The sequence below is a fragment of the Nitrosospira multiformis genome (genome assembly GCF_003050865.1).
In the GTDB taxonomy this organism is placed as follows: Bacteria; Pseudomonadota; Gammaproteobacteria; order Burkholderiales; family Nitrosomonadaceae; genus Nitrosospira; species Nitrosospira multiformis_E.
In genome coordinates, this window is record NZ_QAOK01000004.1 from 67417 (window position 1) to 83421 (window position 16005).

12 protein-coding genes are annotated in these 16005 nt (G+C 55.4%); all 12 read left to right on the plus strand.

Annotated features, from left to right (window positions below; genetic code table 11):
• Window positions 1–160 precede the first annotated feature (160 nt).
• Complete coding sequence (locus C8R21_RS03440; protein ID WP_107761450.1) at window positions 161–3739, plus strand: FAD-dependent oxidoreductase; 3579 nt, start codon at window positions 161–163, stop codon at window positions 3737–3739.
• A gap of 376 nt (window positions 3740–4115) precedes the next feature.
• Window positions 4116–5243, plus strand: coding sequence for a Re/Si-specific NAD(P)(+) transhydrogenase subunit alpha (locus tag C8R21_RS03450; RefSeq protein ID WP_107761452.1), 1128 nt, complete (start codon window positions 4116–4118; stop codon window positions 5241–5243).
• Between the two features lie 104 nt (window positions 5244–5347).
• Window positions 5348–5653 (plus strand): NAD(P) transhydrogenase subunit alpha, encoded by a 306-nt coding sequence (locus tag C8R21_RS03455; RefSeq protein WP_011380496.1) that lies wholly within the window; start codon window positions 5348–5350, stop codon window positions 5651–5653.
• Between the two features lie 3 nt (window positions 5654–5656).
• Window positions 5657–7036 carry an NAD(P)(+) transhydrogenase (Re/Si-specific) subunit beta gene (locus C8R21_RS03460; RefSeq protein ID WP_107761453.1) on the plus strand — a complete coding sequence of 460 codons (1380 nt, stop codon included), beginning with the start codon at window positions 5657–5659 and terminating at the stop codon, window positions 7034–7036.
• Window positions 7037–7054: 18 nt separating this feature from the next.
• On the plus strand, window positions 7055–7843 hold the full coding sequence (locus tag C8R21_RS03465; RefSeq protein WP_181258839.1) for a dienelactone hydrolase family protein: 789 nt from the start codon (window positions 7055–7057) through the stop codon (window positions 7841–7843).
• Between the two features lie 192 nt (window positions 7844–8035).
• Window positions 8036–9151, plus strand: a complete 1116-nt coding sequence (gene ald, locus C8R21_RS03470; protein ID WP_107761455.1) for an alanine dehydrogenase — start codon at window positions 8036–8038, stop codon at window positions 9149–9151.
• A 371-nt stretch (window positions 9152–9522) separates the two neighbouring features.
• Window positions 9523–11283, plus strand: coding sequence for a YbaL family putative K(+) efflux transporter (gene ybaL, locus C8R21_RS03475; protein ID WP_219906602.1), 1761 nt, complete (start codon window positions 9523–9525; stop codon window positions 11281–11283).
• A 96-nt stretch (window positions 11284–11379) separates the two neighbouring features.
• Window positions 11380–11745: an arsenate reductase family protein gene (locus C8R21_RS03480; RefSeq protein WP_107761457.1), complete on the plus strand. Its 366-nt coding sequence runs from the start codon at window positions 11380–11382 to the stop codon at window positions 11743–11745.
• Between the two features lie 121 nt (window positions 11746–11866).
• Window positions 11867–12334: a hypothetical protein gene (locus tag C8R21_RS15600; RefSeq protein ID WP_146162437.1), complete on the plus strand. Its 468-nt coding sequence runs from the start codon at window positions 11867–11869 to the stop codon at window positions 12332–12334.
• Between the two features lie 200 nt (window positions 12335–12534).
• Window positions 12535–14037: a HAMP domain-containing sensor histidine kinase gene (locus tag C8R21_RS03490; RefSeq protein ID WP_107761524.1), complete on the plus strand. Its 1503-nt coding sequence runs from the start codon at window positions 12535–12537 to the stop codon at window positions 14035–14037.
• Window positions 14034–14579 (plus strand): dihydrolipoamide acyltransferase, encoded by a 546-nt coding sequence (locus tag C8R21_RS03495; protein WP_107761459.1) that lies wholly within the window; start codon window positions 14034–14036, stop codon window positions 14577–14579. Before C8R21_RS03490 ends, C8R21_RS03495 begins: the two co-directional genes overlap by 4 nt.
• Before the next feature lie 14 nt (window positions 14580–14593).
• Complete coding sequence (locus C8R21_RS03500) at window positions 14594–15955, plus strand: sigma 54-interacting transcriptional regulator (RefSeq protein WP_107761460.1); 1362 nt, start codon at window positions 14594–14596, stop codon at window positions 15953–15955.
• The last annotated feature ends 50 nt before the right edge of the window (window positions 15956–16005 follow it).

The following is a 16005-nucleotide window of genomic DNA, read 5'->3' on the forward strand; positions in this document are numbered from 1 at the left end:
TAAGGGCGGATAAGGGGAACAGGACCTTGCCGCTTTTGTATTTTTAAAGCGGGAAAAAGCACAAAAAAGGGATATAAAACTTTTCGTACGTAATCAGTTTTGATAGCTGATGATTTTTCCCCCTTTTTGATTTCACTTATAACTTTTGAATGACTTTATCATGACAAGTTTACAATCGGCGCTTCACCCGGCACAGGTATCTGACGTTCCATCTCCGGCGCTGGGGTTTGGCATGGCTTTTGCCGACCTGTATCGTCGGGAAGGGCTGGTGAGACTGGATCAGGCATTCCTTGGTTTTCTCGATGAAGGAGAGCCGGGATTACGTGTTCGTCTGGAGCATGCGCGAATCCAACCCGATCATCTCGATCGCAAGGAAGAAGCTGCACTGCTGATTGAAGTCGGGCCCTGGATGGAGGATTTCATTGCCAAGCTATTCGGCATAGAGAAAGAAGCCGGAGCGCTTGCTGCACGTCATCATCAGCTCGCACCCCTTTATTCCTGCAAGAGGCTGTTCGTGCAGCGGCGCGCCATGAACAAGGTCAGTGAGGCGGATGCTGCCGCAGTGGATGGCGTTGCACTGGAAGCAAAACTGGCGGCTGAATTCGGCACTCCTTTCTCAGAACTGGTTTTTGCAACAAAAGTGACGGAGTGGCTGCTGGATGAGAGCGCGAATGAAGATCGCCTCAAGGATGCCTTGCTGTATGCCGCCTGGGCGTTGAAGACTCCTGCCGGGCGGGAGCGCAATGCAACTGGCGTATTGTTCAAGGCCCCGGCCAAGCTCGATTTCCTGCATCTGCTGTCAACGGAAACGGATACGTCGGCAGGTTATACGATTCACAAGCTTCATCATATACGCCGCCGGGAAGGATTTTCCCTCACCGACCGGGGAACCGACCTGGTGGGAGCCCTGGATGAGGCGAATTACTGCATCTGGTGCCATGAACAGGGGAAGGATTCCTGTTCCAAGGGGATGAAAGAAAAACAGAAAACACCCGATGAGCCTGTTACCTTCAAGAAAAGCCAGCTTGGCGTGCTGCTGACAGGATGTCCTCTCGAAGAGCGCATTTCGGAATTTCACAAACTCAAGACGCAGGGCGTGGCGATAGGCGGCCTCGCGATGATTGTCATCGACAACCCCATGTGTGCCGGCACGGGTCATCGTATCTGCAATGACTGCATGAAATCCTGCATTTATCAGAAGCAGGAACCGGTGGATATCCCGCAGGCCGAGACGCGCACCCTCAAGGATGTCCTGGAACTGCCCTGGGGATTCGAGATATACAGCCTCCTGACTCGCTGGAATCCGCTCAATCTGCGCCGACCTGTGCCGAAGGCACCGACGGGCCGCAAGGTGCTGGTCGTGGGCATGGGGCCGGCGGGATATACCCTGGCGCATCATTTGATGAATGACGGTCATACTGTGGTTGGAATCGATGGTCTCAAGATCGAGCCCCTGGAACCGGAACTCTCCGGCGTGAACAAGCAGGGGGAGCACGTTCCGTTCAGGGCCATCCGCAATACGGATGAGCTGGCAGAGAATCTGGATGAGCGCTTGCCCGGCGGTTTCGGCGGTGTTGCGGAATACGGCATCACCGTCCGCTGGGACAAGAACTTTCTCAAGCTGATCCGCCTGCTGCTGGAGCGGCGGGAAGAGTTTGCGCTTTTTGGCGGTGTCCGCTTTGGCGGAACACTCACCGCGGACGATGCGTTCGCCATGGGATTCGATCATGTAGCGCTCGCCGCAGGAGCAGGACGTCCCACCGTGCTCGATTTGCCCAATGGTCTGGCGCGCGGGGTGCGCGCTGCGTCCGATTTCCTGATGGCATTGCAATTGACCGGGGCGGCTCAGAGCAACTCGGTTGCCAACATGCAGTTGCGCCTGCCGGTGGTGGTCATCGGCGGAGGGTTGACGGCCATCGATACCGCGACCGAAGCACTGGCATACTATCCCGTGCAAGTGGACAAATTCCTCCGCCGCTATGAAATTCTTGTTGCCGTGCAGGGCGAAGCAGCGATCCGTGGAGCCTGGGATGAGGAAGAACGAGAAATTGCCGAGGAGTTTCTCAGTCATGCCCGCGCCATTCGGGCAGAGCGCAAGGAAGCGGAACGGGAAGGACGCGCCCCGCGAATACTGGAGTTGCTGCAATCCTGGGGAGGCGCGACGATCGCCTATCGAAAACGCCTCATCGACAGTCCTTCCTACACGCTCAACCATGAAGAAGTCGAAAAAGCCATGGAGGAGGGTATATGGTTTGCCGAAGGGCTCACTCCCGTCCGTGTGGATACCGATAGATGGGAGCATGCGAAGGCTGTGCATTTTGCGGTACAGGCGCTCGACGAAACCGGCTCCTGGCAGAAAACCGGGCAAGCCGTATTGCCTGCCCGCGCTGTTCTGGTCGCGGCGGGAACACAGCCCAATACGGTGCTTGCGCGGGAGGACGATAAACATTTCAAGCTGCATGGACGCTATTTTGCCGCCTGCGATGAAAACGGCGATCCGGCAAGTCCAGCACGCGGGAATCCCAAGCCTGAGCACCCCACCGTACTGCTGAGCCGTAACGAGGATGGGCGTTTCATCAGCTTCTTCGGCGACCTGCATCCGTCCTATTCGGGGAATGTGGTGAAAGCGATGTCCAGCGCCAAGCAGGGTTATCCCGTGGTCAGCCACGTGCTTGAACGCCTGGCACCCGCTTCCACGAAACCCGCCTGGCTGTTTTTTGCAGAGATCAATGGCAGGCTGCGCGCAACCGTGCACAAAGTCGAACGCCTCACACCCAATATCGTGGAGGTTGTCGTGCATGCGCCGATGGCAGTGGAACGCTTTCATCCGGGGCAATTCTATCGCTTCCAGAATTTTGCAACGCTTGCCACAACCGCAGGCGATACCAAACTTGCGATGGAAGGCATTGCGCTTACCGGCGCTTCGGTGGATGTTTCCCGTGGGCTGGTTTCGCTCATTGCACTGGAGATGGGCGGGTCCGCGGATTTATGTGCAAGACTTAATCCGGGAGATCCTGTCGTTCTGATGGGCCCGACCGGCACGCCTACAGAAATTCTGCCGGATGAGACCGTGGCATTGGTGGGAGGGGGACTCGGGAACGCTGTGCTGTTCTCCATCGGCGCTGCGGCACGGGCCGCGGGATCGAAAATCCTGTATTTTGCAGGGTACAAGAAGCTGATCGACCGCTATAAGGTAGCTGAGATCGAGGCCGCGGCAGACGTGGTGATCTGGTGTTGCGACGAAGCACCTGGCTTCACGCCTTCCAGGCCGGGCGATTATAGTTTTGTGGGGAATATCGTCGAGGCAATGGCCGCTTATGGAAGCGGTGCGCTGGGGCCGCAGAAAATCCGGCTGGCGGATGCCGACCGTATCATTGCCATCGGTTCCGACAGGATGATGGCTGCTGTGGGCGCTGCTCGCCATGCTAAGCTGAAACCCTACCTGAAAACGGACCATTTCGCCATCGGCTCCATCAATTCGCCGATGCAGTGCATGATGAAAGAGATCTGTGCTCAATGCCTGCAACCGCATAAGGACCCGAAGACCGGAGAGGTTACGTATGTTTTTTCGTGCTTCAATCAGGATCAACCACTCGACCAGGTCGATTTCGGCGGACTGGCGTCGCGTTTGCGCCAGAACAGCGTGCAGGAGAAACTGACCACCCGCTGGATCAGTCATTGCCTGAAAGAGACGGGCCAGCCAGAACTCGAAGCCTCTGCGGAGCCGCTCGTTAAATAGGGAACATCGCTTTCAAGAAAGTGGGAATCTTGACCTTTTCCAAATCAGAACAGTTGTAGGTCGATTCTGCCGGACGATGAAAATGTTGTCGGGCAGAGTCCCCACCTACACTTCCGCACTTCCATGAATTGTTACAACCAGAAGTGCGCGAATCCGGAATCGGAATCATTTCATGCTCGCGCTGATCTCCTCTGCAGGAATGGTTATCGGAAAGTTGGAGAAAAGAATCGGTTTTCATTTGATCGAGCACTGCATTGTGCCCAGGTTCATTTATAATTCGGGGTTTTTGTTGGAACAGGGCTCCGCGACAGGTGCAAGGGGCTTTTCACCTCGCCACCGGGCGTGGCGCATACAAGAAAGATAAAGGGAGATATTCATGCATATAGGAATACCGGCAGAGACCCGTGGGGGAGAGACCCGGGTTGCCGCCACGCCGGAGACGGTCAAGAAATTTACCGCCAAAGGTTTGCATGTCGTTCTGGTACAGTCCGGCGCGGGTGCGGGCGCGAGCATACCGGACGCGGAATACCAGGCTGCCGGCGCAAGTATTGTGACTGATCCCGGTGAGTTGTATGGCCAGTCTCAGATCGTGCTCAAGGTGCGCGCGCCCGAGGCGGCTGAGCTCGCATTGATGCGCAAGGATGCGGTATTGATTGGACTGCTTTCTCCGCATCAGGCCGAGGGCATCGAAACCCTCGCCGCTCACGGCATTACCGCTTTTTCGATGGAAAAGCTGCCGCGTATCTCGCGTGCCCAGAGCATGGACGTGCTGTCGTCGCAGGCCAACATCGCCGGATACAAGGCGGTGCTCATGGCGGCCAACATTTATCAGAAATTTTTTCCCATGCTGATGACAGCGGCGGGCACGGTAAAGGCGGCGAGAGTATTGGTTCTGGGTGCAGGAGTGGCGGGATTGCAGGCCATTGCCACCGCTAAGCGGCTGGGAGCGGTAATCGAAGCATTCGATGTGCGCCCGGCCGCCAAGGAACAGGTGGAAAGCCTGGGCGCCAAGTTTGTCGAGGTTTCGCTCAGCGACGAGGAAAAGGCGCAAGCGGAAACCACGGGCGGGTACGCACGTGAAATGTCGGAGGATTACAAACGCCGTCAGGGCGAACTGGTGCACCAGCGTGCCTCAGCAGCCGACATCATCATTACGACGGCACTGATTCCCGGCCGCCCGGCGCCTGTGCTGATCAGGGAAGAAACGGTGCGTGCGATGAAACCGGGTTCTGTCATTGTCGACTTGGCGGTTGAAGCCGGTGGTAACTGCCCCTTGTCTGAATTGAACAAGGTCGTCGTGAAACATGGCGTGCATCTCGTCGGCATTGCCAATCTGCCCGGACTGGTGGCCGCCGATTCCAGCGCCCTGTATGCGCGCAACCTGATGAATTTCCTCAACCTGATGCTCGACGCAAAGACGGGCGAATTGAACATAAATCGTGAAGACGAAATCATCGCCGGAACCTTGGTGTGCGCCAATGGGGAAGTTATCGGGAAAACCTGAAAGGACACGGACCCGGACTGAAAAGCAGTCCATAAGTTTTTATCGCTGCTTTTCCTCCCCTGGCTCGGTCCTGGTAAAAAATTAATAGATTAGAAGGAGCGATCATGATTGGCGAAATTGACCCAACCATTATTAATCTCACGGTATTCGTGCTGGCCGTGTTCGTGGGGTATCACGTGGTCTGGAATGTGACTCCGGCCCTGCACACGCCATTGATGTCGGTGACCAACGCGATTTCCGGCATCATTCTCGTCGGCGCCATGCTCGCCGCCGGGCCGGCGGAAACCGACTGGGGCGTATGGCTGGGGGCTGCCGCGGTAACGCTGGCTGCGATCAACGTATTCGGCGGATTTCTTGTTACCCAGCGGATGCTGGAAATGTTCAGAAAAAAAGATAAAAAAGGAAGCTAGTCAATGTCGGCAAATACGGTCGCTCTCGCGTATCTTATCGCTTCGGTTTTCTTCATCCTGGCGCTAAAAGGTTTAAGCTCGCCGCTCTCCGCCCGACGCGGGAATATGTTCGGGATCATCGGAATGGTAATCGCGGTCATTACCACGCTTACCATCACCAGGAACTGGGCGCTGATCATTGTCTGTATCGCATTGGGGGGCGCCATTGGTGCTGTTGTGGCGCGACGTGTGCAGATGACCGCGATGCCGGAACTGGTCGCGTTCATGCACTCCCTCGTCGGTCTGGCGGCGGTATTCATCGCCATCGCCGCAGTCAATAATCCCGCTTCCTTTGGCCTGCCCGAGATATTGCCGATGGGCAGCAAGCTGGAACTGTTCCTCGGCACATTCATCGGCGCAATGACCTGGTCGGGTTCGGTGATAGCCTTCCTCAAATTGTCAGGCCGGATGAGTGGTGCACCCATCACCTTCAACGGTCAGCATAGGGTCAATCTGGTCATGGCGATCGTCATGGTTGGGTTCGGCCTGTGGTTTTTCTTCAGCGCCACCACGAACTGGACTGCCTTCGCCACCATGACCGCGATTGCGTTCGTGCTCGGCTTTCTCATCATCATCCCGATTGGCGGCGCTGACATGCCCGTGGTCATTTCCATGCTTAATTCCTACTCTGGCTGGGCCGCGGCCGGTATCGGGTTCTCGCTTGGCAATCCCATGCTGATCATCGCGGGATCACTGGTGGGCAGTTCAGGCGCGATCCTGTCCTATATCATGTGCAAGGCGATGAACCGCCCATTCCTCTCCGTCATACTGGGCGGGTTCGGGAGTGAGGGGGGGGCCGCCGTGGCAGGTGATGGGACGCAGAAAACCTACCGTAGCGGCAGCGCGGACGATGCCGCTTTCATCATGGGAAATGCTGACAGCGTCATCATCGTGCCGGGCTACGGACTGGCCGTGGCCAGGGCGCAGCATGCAGTGAAGGAACTGGCGGAAATGCTGCATAAGAAAGGCGTGAATGTGCGTTTTGCCATCCATCCTGTTGCAGGACGCATGCCGGGGCACATGAACGTGCTGCTGGCGGAAGCCGAGATACCGTATGAGCAGGTGCTGGAGATGGATGAGATCAACAGCGATTTTTCCAATACCGACGTGGTGCTTGTGCTTGGCGCAAACGACGTGGTGAATCCGGCGGCAAATGTGCCGGGCAGCCCGATCTACGGCATGCCCATTCTGGACGCGCATAAGGCGCGTACGGTAATGGTGGTCAAACGCAGCATGGCTGCGGGTTATGCCGGCCTGGACAACGATCTCTTCTATATGGACAAGACCATGATGATATTCGGGGATGCCAAGAAGGTCGTCGAAGACATGGTCAAGGCCCTATAGGTCGAACATCACCTGCAATTGGATGATGATGCCGGATGTAATGACGCAGTGAGCGCAATCAAGGGCTTTTCGGAAGAACTGTTCACTGCGGGCGACCATGCATTCCCGATTTTCCGGAAAGGTGGAGGGTACGGCGTCATCCTCCTGCACGAACTGCCGGGCCTCACATCGGAGACTGTCGAGTTTGCGGAGTGGTTGGCAGATCGGGGATTTCACGTTGTCATGCCACTTCTGTTCGGCAGGCCGCTCCAGTCCGTAACGCTCGGCCTGCTGAAAGCGCCTTTCGTATGCATACGGAAGGAGTTCAACATTCTTGCTGCTGGCAAATCGAGCAGCATCACAGTACCGCTTCGGGCTTTGTGCCGAGAAATACATGCAGAATGTGGCGGTCCCGGTGTGGGCGCCATCGGTATGTGCTATACGGGCGGATTTGTTCTGGCCATGATGCTCGAAGCATCCCTCCTCGCACCCGTGGCTGCCCAGCCGAGTCTGCCGTTCTTTCAACCCGAAGGGCTCGATATCGAACCCGAAGTGCTGGCCTTTGCATCCAGCCGCAAGGATACGATGTCGTTACTCGGACTCCGTTTCGAGGATGATGCGCATTGTCCCGCAGCTCGATTCAGGCGGCTGGAAGCCTCACTTCAATCTGCCCCGGGATCATCCGTTCCGCGCTTTCACTCTGTTACGGTACCCGGGAAAGCGCATTCCACCCTCACGCTGGATTATCCGGCAGCTCTCAAAGGTGGAGTCGATACGCGAAAGGCTGTGCTCCAGCACTTGCGCAAACAATTGCTCTGCTCCCCATAGTTCTACCGTTGCAACGCCCCGTCGAATATTTTTTTCGAGTGATTTCATGCCGTTGTATACTTGTGAGAATGATGGGAAGCGCTTCCCGGCAGCTGTAGCCATTTATGCGCCATCTCTGCCAACCTTCCGAGGTTCAGTCGTACAATAAAAAAACGCTCTCCTCGTTTTCTGATTACCCAGTTATATATGCCTATGCTGATCGGATTGCCCAAAGAAACGAAAGACCATGAAAACAGAGTCGCCATGACTCCAAGCAACGTCAAAGCATTGACGCGGCGTGGCCACCGCGTGCTTGTGCAAAGCGGGGCGGGAGAAGGCAGTTTTCTTTCGGATGATGAATATCGCCTGGCAGGGGCTACGGTTGTCCCCCATGCGGAAGATGCGTGGGCAGCGCAGCTCGTGGTCAAGGTCAAGGAACCGACTCCTGCGGAATACGGTTATCTGCATCGGGATATGATGCTTTTCACTTATCTTCATCTAGCCTCGGACCGCCCTCTTGTCGAGGCTCTGCTCGAGAGTTGCGTTACCGCTGTGGCTTACGAAACGGTGCAAACCGCAGATGGGAAATTGCCCCTGCTGGCGCCCATGAGCGAGGTGGCGGGACGCATGGCTACTCAAATCGGCGCGACCTATCTGCAAAAAACACAAGGGGGGCGAGGCGTGTTGATGGGCGGCGTTCCTGGTGTGGCCGCGGCCAACGTCGCCATTCTCGGTGCGGGCATCGTGGGAACGAATGCTGCGCGCGTCGCTGCGGGATGTGGGGCTCAGGTCACCGTGCTGGATGTGAGCCACGACCGTCTGAAATACCTGGATGACATATATCGCGGGCAGTTGCAGACGCGCTTCAGCGATGAATACAATATCGAGGAGGCGGTCTACAATGCCGATCTTGTCATCGGTGCGGTTTTGATCCCAGGGGGACGAACCCCCTGGCTGGTAACGGCGGATATGTTGTCGAAAATGCGAAGAGGATCGGTCATCGTCGATGTGGCCGTGGATCAGGGGGGATGCATCGAAACAAGCCGACCCACTACCCACAGCAATCCAACCTATGAGATCGACGGGGTGGTGCATTATTGTGTCGCGAACATGCCCAGTGCCGTTCCTCGTACCAGCACCTTCGCGCTTAATATCCAGACGGCGATCTATACCGTACAGTTAGCAGATGAAGGCCTGGATGCGGTCAGAAAAAATCTGGCATTGAAATACGGAATGAACACGCATCGTGGATCGATCACTTATCCCGCTATTGCGCAGGAATTTGATATGCGATATGTCGATCCCTTGCAGGCGCTGGGGAATGCCTGAATAAAACCCTAACCTGCGCAAATATTTTATGGAATGGATCATGCAGCCATGAATGGCTGAGATGCTTCTCCGGTACCGGAGACGGAAATCCGAGCCATGATGCTTGCCGGATTGGGATTACCTGGCCAGCCAAGCGCGACCCGACGCCGAGGATCACATTAACTCGGTCCCGACACGCCCGGATTATTCAGCCCAAGCATTTTCACGCACCCGTAATAATAAAATAAACCTCTTTCCATGTCGGCGCACGCCGAATCCATACCGCTGATCGCGTTCCTGTATCAGTTCTTGACCCTGTTCAGGCGAATTCCCGATAAGCCCGGCAGAAAAAGGGGTTTATCATGGTCTCCTTACTATCTCCGGCAAATCCCATGCCTCACAGTTTTACCCTGATCACTACCATTGCTGTCAGCTTCGGTCTTGCCCTGCTGATGGGGGTGATCGCCAATCGACTGAAGTTGCCCGTCTTGGTGGGCTATCTGACTGCGGGCGTCATCATGAGCGCCCATACACCGGGGTTCGTGGCTGATATGGAGCTTTCAGGTCAACTGGCGGAAATCGGTGTCATTCTACTGATGTTCGGGGTGGGATTGCATTTCTCGCTCAAGGATCTGTTGGCGGTGCGCCGTATCGCTTTGCCTGGCGCCCTCGTTCAGATTAGCGTCGCTACGGCCTTCGGCGCCGCTGTTGCTCTCTCCTGGGGCTGGAATCCGGCCATCAGTATCGTATATGGCGTGTCGCTTTCGACCGCGAGCACCGTTGTATTGCTGAGAGCCCTGGAGCAGCGGGGCTTGCTCAAATCAGTCAATGGTTCGATTGCGGTGGGATGGCTGATCGTTGAAGATATGGCGATGGTTCTTGTTCTTGTATTGCTGCCCCCGCTTGCGGACTGGTTGCACAGCGACGTGAGCGGTGCCACAACGGGTGTATCGAGCCTGGGTTTGCTGATCTCGGTCCTGGTTACTTTTGGCAAGGTGGCCATTTTCATTGCGCTGATGCTTGTCGTGGGGAGGCGTGTTTTTCCCAGATTGCTTTGGTATGTTGCCAGCACCAACTCCAACGAACTCTTCATCCTGAGTGTGATCGCTGTTGCGATAGGCATCGCCTATGGCTCAGCCATGCTATTCGGCGTTTCGTTCGCGCTGGGCGCATTCTTTGCCGGCATGGTCATGAGGGAATCGGATCTCAGTCATCGCGCCGCTCATGAATCGCTGCCCCTTCGGGACGCATTCTCGGTTTTATTTTTTGTCTCCGTGGGAATGCTGTTCGATCCCGATGTACTGATAGAGCAACCTTTTCACGTGGTCGCCACACTCGGCATCATCATCATTGTCAAGTCGCTCGCTGCCTTCCTGCTGGTACTCGCCTTCCGCTATCCCTTGAATACGGCGCTTACTGTATCAGCCAGCCTGGCCCAGATCGGTGAATTCTCGTTTATCCTTGCCGGTCTGGGAGTGTCGCTCGGACTCCTGCCGGTCGAAGCGCAGAGTCTAATACTCGCGGGAGCCTTCATCTCAATCACATTGAATCCGCTGGTATTCAAGCTGATTGAACCGGCGCAGGCATGGATACGTTCCCGTTCCGGAGTGGCGCGTATCCTTGAACGTTCGGACGATCCCCTGGCGGAGTTGCCGACCACTGTCACATCAAGTTATGTTACGAGTCACGTCGTGCTGGTGGGATATGGGCGCGTAGGCGAGCGCATCGGTGAAACGCTCAGGAAAGAGAGTATTCCCCTGGTTGTAGCCGAGCAAAATCGGGAGACCGTCGAAGGGTTGCGCAAGCGCGGCATTCACGCCGTCGCTGGAGACGCCGCGGAGCCCGCGGTGCTTATCCAGGCGCATATCGCGCGGGCCGCGATGCTGGTGATCGCGGTTCCCGATACACTACGCGCTCGCCGAATGATCGAAACTGCACGTATACTTAACCCGCCGATCGGGATTATTGTGCGTACGCACAACGAAGAAGAGGCAGCGCTACTGAGAAAGGAAAGCGGGGGAATGGTGTTTCTCGGGGAACACGAACTTGCGTCCAGCATGGTCCGGCATGTGCTGGCGAACTTCCCCAAAGCCGACATGGATGCCGAGCATGAGATACACGAACAGATAAAGCGGCCTCAAGGTTTGACTTAGGGTTTGACTTGAATGTGTTTTCATCGTTTCGCAGCGTGAATTACCGGATCCCGGTAGAGGTTCGGGGTCCAGGAAGGAGATAGGAAGGAGAATTCAATGACTGACAGGATCACCATTTATCAGAAACCGACATGCAGTAAATGCAGGGCGACGCTCGCTCTGCTGAAAGAAAGCGGGGAAGAGTTCGATGCAGTGAACTATTATGACGCCCGGCTGACCGTTGAACGGCTGCGCGAACTGATTGACAAGCTTGGTATTCCGGTAATGGATGTATTGCGTCGCGAGGAATCGCTCGCACACGACCTCAAGCTTGTCGAGCGGCACCAGGCAGGGCAGTTATCCGATGAGGAATTGATGAAAATCATGGTGGAGAACCCGGACCTCATTCAGCGTCCGATCGTTGTAAGAGGCAATCAGGCGGTGCTGTGCCGTCCGCCGGAGAATGTAACGAAGTTGTTGTAACATATCCTCTTCAAAGTCGGCATCCCTTGGCGCGGCTTGCACCCATGAAAGGGATGCACCCTGGAGCCGGGGAAACTCGCGAATCAATTTGTGATATGCTACCCATGTACGGAAAGCGATAATGAATTTCAGGTTAATCAAAGCGTTAAGGATAATTTCCTGCCTTATTCCCGCTGCTCTGGCGGGAGCTACTGCTACTGCTACTGCTACTGCTACTGCTACTGCTACTGCTACTGCTGCGGAAGCCGAATGTTCCGGATGCCTTTGCCCTGGAAATCCCTGCCGATTGTGTCCATTGCCACCTTCATCAAAAAATGCTTCTGCGATGCAGGACGAGCAGGACGAGCAGGACGAGTCGGATGTCTGTCGCAAGATCAGGGAAAAAGTGCCACCTGTTTCCGCAAATACCGACCCGGACGAGCATTACGCGAGCCTGGATAAATCGATCATGGAATGTGTAAGAAATGGTGGTGACGTTGTCATGAATTCACGACGGAACAAGGAGTTTCCTTCCAAGCATTATTGCAAATCTTATCTTGCTCCCGGCGCCTCCAGTGCCCCAGCGAATTCGTCCAGGACGAAAAAATAGAAATCAGAAAAGGCCGCATGCCCGGACTGGATAGCGTACTGGATAGAACAGTAAGCATCCTGCATCATCGCTGCCGGATCCCGGCACTTCCGATCGTTTGAACTGCCTCAATGGGGTTTTCCAGGCCTGAGTGGCAGGATCAGTATGAGGCAAGTGCAAATAAAATTACTCCGATTCCTCAAAGGAACCAAAGAAGAGAAATGATTGCCCCCGGGGAGTCCGGAAGACAGGATAGCGCAAGCGGTTCGTGGGTAAGACTGCGGCGTAAGCCCAAATCCTTTGTCAAACTCATTCTGCTGGGCTTTGCTCTGGTCGGCTTGCCGCTGATCGTTGCGCTCATCAATAGCGCTTTTTCCATTGACCGGTTGGCGAACCAGAGCCGGAAGGCTGTATATCAGGCGGCGGAGATTGCGCACAGCAGCCGCGCTCTTGCGGATGAAATCGCGAATATGGAGCGGGCGGTGCGTCAGACTCACATTCTGGGTGATACTGCCCTGCTGGAGGGTTATTTCCGCGGGCATGCCGGATTCGAGAAAATCGCTGCAAGCCTTGCCGAGCTTTCTCTCAGCGACGAGCAGGGACGATTGCTGGTGCAGTTGAAATCAGAGGAAGCTGTCATTTTCGAAAGGGTTTCTGCCGTCAAGGAATCACCGGAAGAGCTGCGTAAACTGATCGGCAACTTCGGTCACCTGCGGGATTCCGCACGCTTTTTTTTCTCCCTCGGGTACGCGCTCATAGAGCGCGAGGTGGACGAAATGCAGGATATGGCAGGATCTGCGCGCTTTACGGTTGGCTGGCAACTGCTTGCACTGATTCCATTTGCCATATTGCTCGCCTTCTTTTTTTCCTTCCGGATCGCCCGCCCCATCCGCCAGATTGAGGAGGCCATTCGCAGCATGGGGCAGGGGAAGCTGCATAAGGCGATTCGGGTGGATGGCCCCCAGGACCTGGTTTATTTTGGCGAAAGACTGGACTGGATGAGGCAGCGCCTGCTAAAGCTAGAAGAGCAGAAGACGCGGTTTCTGCAGCATGTTTCTCACGAACTCAAGACCCCGCTGACGGCCATGCGGGAAGGGGCGGATTTGCTCGTGGAAGGTGTAGCTGGAAAGCTGACGGAAGAGCAGCAGCGCGTTGCCCGCATCCTTCACAGCAATAGCCTGCAGTTGCAGCGGCGCATCGAGGACTTGCTGAGTTATAGCGCCCTCCAGACCGAAAAAGCCGCGCTGGTGAAACAGGAGGTGAGTTTGAAGAAGATTCTGGATGCGGTATTGCACGATCAGAATCTCATCATTATGAACAAAGGCCTGAGAATGGATTTGTCTTGTCCGGAAGTGATGCTGGAGTGCGAACCGCAAAAAGTCAAAGTGATCGTGGACAATCTTTTATCGAACGCCGTGAAATTCTCACCCAGGGGAGGATGCATCCGCATCTGGACAAGTGAGACAGCTGGGATTGCGCAACTGGATATAGTGGACGCTGGACCCGGAGTGGATGATGCTGATCGGGAGAAAGTATTTGAACCGTTCTATCAGGGGCGAAAAGTGATCGACAGCCACGTGAGGGGAACGGGCCTGGGATTGTCGATCGCGCGGGAGTATGCACTTGCGCACGGCGGGAACATCGAGCTTGTGCCGCTGGCTAATCGCGGCGCCCACTTCCGGCTTACCCTCCCCGTTCATGATGTGCCTGAGGGATCAGCATGAGGAGCGTGCTGCGCATAGGAGGATTATGGCTGGTTCCGGTAGCGGCGTTGATGTTTCTGGCCGCGTGCGCAGCCATTGAAAGCATTGAAAGCCCGCGCGCTGTCGAGCCGTCGCCGGCCGAATTGGTTGTTGTGACCGGGCAGATGGATGATATGATGGAGTTTTATGATTCCATCCGCAGGCAGTCGCCGGCGGAGTTGAGCCGGGTATACGACAAGGCGAAACAGAGCTTCATACGGAACAAAAGCGACACTAACCGCGCCCGTCTGGTATTGCTCCTCATCCTGCCGAATACTTCCTTTCGAGACGTTACCTCTGCAACCCATCTGCTCAATGAATGGCCGAAAGACTCGAAATCGGCAAATAACTTGCAGAGTTTCAGAAACCTGCTGGCCGGCTTGCTCGTAGAGCAACAACGGCTGAGTCACAGCGTCGAGGAACTTTCGCAGAAACTGAAAGATGAGCAGAAGCGTGCAGAAACCCTGCAGAGTCAGATCGATGCCATAAAAAGCATGGAAAAGAATCTGCTTAAAGAATTGTAAAGAAACGTAAAATCATGTCCGATGCAAAACCCAAAATTCTGATCGTTGATGACGACACCGATCTGCTTGAGCTGCTGACCATGCGCCTTACGGCGGCGGGATACAAAGTGGACGCCGTCCCAAGCGCAGAGGCTGCCCTGAACTATCTGGATGTGTCCCGTCCGCAACTGGTCATCAGCGATATGCAGATGAGTGGCATGGATGGCATGGCATTATTTGAGCAAATTCACCGCACCTTGCCAACCTTGCCGGTGATCATACTCACGGCGCACGGGACGATTCCCGATGCCGTCACGGCTGTCCAGCGAGGGGTATTCGGTTATCTTGCCAAACCTTTTGACAGCAAGACGTTGCTGGCCAATATCAGTCAGGCGCTCAAGTTCGTTCCGGGCGCCGTATCGCAGAAAGAACTGTCGCAGGCATCGTGGCGCAAGAATATCATCACCCAGAGTGCTGTCATGGAGGATATTCTCACTCGGGCAGGACTGGTTGCGGAAGGTGACGCCAGCGTGCTGATCTATGGAGAAAGCGGCGTGGGCAAGGAACTGTTCGCGCATGCCATACATGATGCATCCAAACGGTCCGACCATCCGTTTGTCGCCATCAATTGCGCGGCCATTCCGGAACAGTTGCTGGAATCCGAGCTGTTCGGGCATGTCAAAGGAGCATTTACCGGAGCTGTCAGGGATCATAAGGGTTTATTCCAGCTGGCTGAGGGAGGCACTCTCTTCCTCGACGAAATCGGCGATATGCCGGTTTTGCTTCAGGTCAAGCTGTTGCGTGTTCTGCAGGACAGGCAAGTTCGACCGGTTGGATCGACGCAATCGATCCCGGTGGATGTGCGTATTATTTCGGCCACTCACCGCGATTTGAAAACAGAAATCGCTGCTGGAACATTTCGGGAAGATCTGTATTACAGGCTGGACGTAGTGTCACTTACCATCCCGGTTCTGGCGCAGAGGCGCGAAGATATTCCCTTACTGATAAATTACTTTCTCAGCACGTTTTCAGAGAAATACCAGAAAAATATCAATGGTTTCTCTCCCGAAGCCATGGAAACACTGGTTGCCGCATCCTGGCCCGGCAATGTGCGCCAACTCATGAACGTCGTCGAGAGATGCGTTGCCTTGAGTACTGCACCCCTTATCTCGCCGGTGCTGGTCTACGATGCGATGCACCGGGAAGAAGAGCAACTCGTGTCTTTCGAGGATGCGCGCAGAAGTTTTGAACGGGATTATCTGGTGCGCGTACTTAAAATCACGGGAGGAAACGTCACCCAGGCAGCACGCCTCGCCAAGCGTAATCGGACGGAGTTCTACAAGCTGCTGCAGCGATACCAGCTCGATCCATCCGTCTTCAAGCAGGCGCAGATCTGAGAAAAGAAGGAACTGGACTAAGCGGTACAGGTTCTACTGGCGTCCTCCTT